The 3,334-nt window shown below is 65.4% G+C and carries 4 protein-coding genes; 2 read left to right on the plus strand and 2 right to left on the minus strand.

Features of this window, described 5'->3' with window-relative positions:
- The coding region (locus tag Y704_RS0105510; protein WP_081747426.1) for an alpha/beta fold hydrolase at positions 1-658 on the plus strand (658 nt) is incomplete at its 5' end.
- Positions 659-670: 12 nt separating this feature from the next.
- On the opposite strand, the gene Y704_RS19215 is transcribed toward Y704_RS0105510, so the two are convergent.
- Positions 671-1,186 (minus strand): M48 family metallopeptidase, encoded by a 516-nt coding sequence (locus Y704_RS19215; RefSeq protein ID WP_216698949.1) that lies wholly within the window; start codon positions 1,184-1,186, stop codon positions 671-673.
- A gap of 217 nt (positions 1,187-1,403) precedes the next feature.
- Positions 1,404-1,640, minus strand: coding sequence for a hypothetical protein (locus Y704_RS0105520; RefSeq protein WP_026549375.1), 237 nt, complete (start codon positions 1,638-1,640; stop codon positions 1,404-1,406).
- A 61-nt stretch (positions 1,641-1,701) separates the two neighbouring features.
- On the opposite strand from Y704_RS0105520, the gene Y704_RS19220 reads away from it, so the two are divergent.
- Positions 1,702-3,334: ABC-F family ATP-binding cassette domain-containing protein (locus tag Y704_RS19220; protein WP_081747427.1), on the plus strand; the 1,633-nt coding region annotated here is incomplete at its 3' end.

Genomic DNA, 3,334 nt, shown 5'->3' on the forward strand with positions numbered 1-3,334 from the left:
CCACCGCCGGGGTTACGGGGGCAGCAGCCCCGCCGGCGGAGCTGGATCCATCGAGCGCGATGCGTTGGACTGCTACGCGCTGATGCGGGCTCTGGGTATCGGGAAGGCGCATGTGGTCGGAGTGTCCTACAGCGCCGCGGTAGGACTGCACCTCGCGGCATCGGCTCCGGGAATCGTCCAGAGCCTGTGCCTCATCGAGCCGCCTCCGGTGCACACCTCCCTGGCCGATGAATTCCTCGCCGCATGTGGGCGGCTCACCGAGGACTACCGCCGCCGCGGGGCAGCGAGTGCGATGGACGGGTTTCTCACCGGTCTCATGGGGCCTGGCTGGCGGACTGAGATCGAACAGCACCGTGCCGGAAGTGCCGCCGACATAGAAAGCGACGCCGGGACGTTTTTCGCCACCGACCTGCAGGCCCTCGTCGACTGGCGGTTCAGTGCAGACGACGCCAAGCGAATCACCCAGCCCGTCCTGTACGTGGGCGGAAGCAGCAGCGGTCCGTGGTTCGCGGAAGTACGGCAGCTCATGCTGCGCTGGTTGCCCCACGCCGAAGAGGTCGTGCTGGCCGGAGCGGACCACTCCCTCGCGATCACCCATCCGGCACCGCTCGCCGTCGTCCTGGATGCCTTTCTCAGCCGCCACCCCATCGAGCCATAGTCCACCCGCCTCTTATGCCATGATCCGTTCAAGACGCTGTTTGTGCTTCTCCCAGTCGGGCATAACGGATTCCTCAAGTTCGTAGAACCGTCGGCTGTGGCTTGGAATAAGCAGGTGGCACAGTTCGTGGGTGATCACGTAGTCGATCGACTCCATCGGCGCGCGAATGAGGTCCGGGTTGAGCAACAAGCGCCCACCCGGGGACATAGAGCCCCATCGTGTTGGCATCCGTTGAAGACGCAGACCAGAGGGCTCCACGGTCGCCGGATCCGGAAATCTCTGGCGATTGAGTTCTACCCGGCGAGGCAGCTGAAGGCGTGCGCGCTCGCGGAACCACGAGGTCACGTTCTTCTCAATGGCGGGAGTGTCATCGAAGGCGATACCAGTCACTTCGAGGAATCCACGCACCATCTTCACCCGGGCAGCATCCGGAGTTCCAGTTGCGCTTTCCCCCGGGATCACCCGTATCCGATATTGCCTGCCCAGGTAAAGATGCGTTTCACCCGGGACGTACCGGCGTTCGGGCATACGCGGTCGCAATCCGCGAATGTGCGCTGTTGCGCAAGAATCCACCGCGCACGCCTATGCACTCTTGCCGCGATGTCCTCCACCGCGGCATCAGCTGGTGCGACAACGCGGACCAGCCCATCCGGTTCCACGGTGATTTCAAGTGTGGCGCGCTCCCGGCGCTCCAGACGGTACTCGATGAGCTGAGTACCGTAATCTATCCCGCGTACCTCCACCATCATTTAGTGAAGCGCGCCCTTGCTACCTTGAGGACCGCCGTTGTAAACACGTCGACGATGGATTGTTTCAGCTGAATTCCTCGGCGCTCCCCGAAATCATAAAAGTAGTCATCCAGCTCGGTGGTGAGGGCATTTTGCTCGTTTGGCTTGCTCCAAAAGTTGACCACCATTCGGCTGCGAACAAGATCCACAACACGCTTCGCAGTGTCCGCTCTTTCGTCGTCCGGTACGGCCATCAGATCTTCGAGTGCCGCCTGCCTGAACTCCCGTGGCGTGGCCCCTGCCTAAAATGGAGGAATGACTGCAACCCTCGTGGCCAAGGCATTGTCCGGCGGCCACGGACACCGGACCCTCTTCTCCGACCTCAATCTCACTGTTGCGCCGGGCGATGTGGTCGGCGTGGTCGGCGCCAATGGTGCCGGCAAGTCGACGCTGCTCAAGCTGCTCGCGGGAATGGACTCTCCATTGGGAGGTTCGGTGAGCACGACGCCGACCGACGCCTTCGTCGGCTGGCTCCCCCAGGAACACGAGCGGAACAGTGGCGAAACGGTGGCGGCGTACCTTGGGCGCCGCACAGGGTCGACGTCGGCGACTGCCGCCCTGGAGAGAACGGCGGAGGCGCTCGGCTCCGGAGCACCGGGGGCGGATGACGCTTACGCGGCGGCCCTCGATCACTGGATGGCCTCCGGCGCCGCCGACCTCGATGAGCGCATGCTGGCGGTCCTCGCCGATGTGGCCGATGCCATCGACCCGGCAACATCGACCACTGCACTCTCCGGCGGCCAGCTGGCCCGGGTGGCGCTCGCAGCCCTGCTGCTGAGCCGCTTCGACATGGTCCTGCTCGATGAACCGACCAACGACCTCGACCTGGACGGGCTGGCGCGGCTCGAGGAATTCATGCTCGGTCTCCGCGGAGGAGCCGTCCTGGTGTCCCACGACCGTGAGTTCCTCGCCCGCTGCGTCACCACCGTGGTGGAGCTCGACCAGGCGCAGAACAAGGTCGCAGTGTATGACGGCGGCTATGACGCCTTCCTCGAGGAGCGTGCCGTGTCGAAGCGCCATGCGCGTGAAGCGTACGAGGAGTTCGCCGACAAGAAGTCGGAGCTGGTCGGGCGGGCCCGCACCCAGCGCGAGTGGAGCTCCCAGGGGGTCCGCAATGCGATGAAGAAGAGCCCCGACAACGACAAGATCCGGCGCAGGGCCAGCATGGAGTCATCGGAGAAGCAGGCGCAGAAGGTACGCCAGATGGAATCGAGGATCGCCCGCCTGGAGGAGGTCGAGGAACCGCGCAAGGAGTGGCAGCTGCAGTTCAGCATCGGCACGGCGCCGCGGTCGAGCTCCGTGGTGGCGACCCTCAACACCGCCTCGGTGACGCAGGGCGGTTTCACCCTCGGTCCCGTCTCACTCCAGCTCAACGCCGGTGAGCGGATCGGCATCACCGGACCCAACGGCGCAGGGAAGTCAACGTTGCTGCGACTACTGCTGGGCCACCAGGAGCCGGACGCCGGCACCGCCTCCCTCGGATCGAACGTGGCGGTCGGGGAGATCGACCAGGCACGCGGCCAGCTGGCGGAGGACTTGCCGCTCGGTGATGCGTTCGAGGCGGCGGTTCCGGACCTCGCGCAGGCCGGCGTGAGGACGCTGCTGGCGAAGTTCGCTCTGAAGGCCGACCAGGTGGGCGCCGTCGTCGGCTCGCTCTCCCCCGGCGAGCGCACGCGGGCCGGGCTGGCGCTGCTGCAGGCGCGCGGAGTGAATCTTCTGGTGCTCGACGAGCCGACGAACCACCTCGACCTGCCGGCGATCGAGCAGTTGGAGGATGCACTCGAGAGTTACACCGGCGCGTTGCTACTCGTCACCCACGACCGCCGGCTCCTCGCGAATGTGCGGCTGGATGCCCGCTGGGAAGTCGACGGCGGGCAGGTGCGCATCC

The sequence above is a fragment of the Arthrobacter sp. Br18 genome, from assembly GCF_000520555.1.
Classification (GTDB): domain Bacteria; phylum Actinomycetota; class Actinomycetes; order Actinomycetales; family Micrococcaceae; genus Arthrobacter_D.

Coding starts and splice junctions, on each gene's coding strand:
- Y704_RS0105520 (WP_026549375.1), bottom strand. CDS start 1,640: ATGGCCGTACCGGACGACGAAAGAGCGGACACTGCGAAGCGTGTTGTG.
- Y704_RS19215 (WP_216698949.1), bottom strand. CDS start 1,186: ATGCCCGAACGCCGGTACGTCCCGGGTGAAACGCATCTTTACCTGGGC.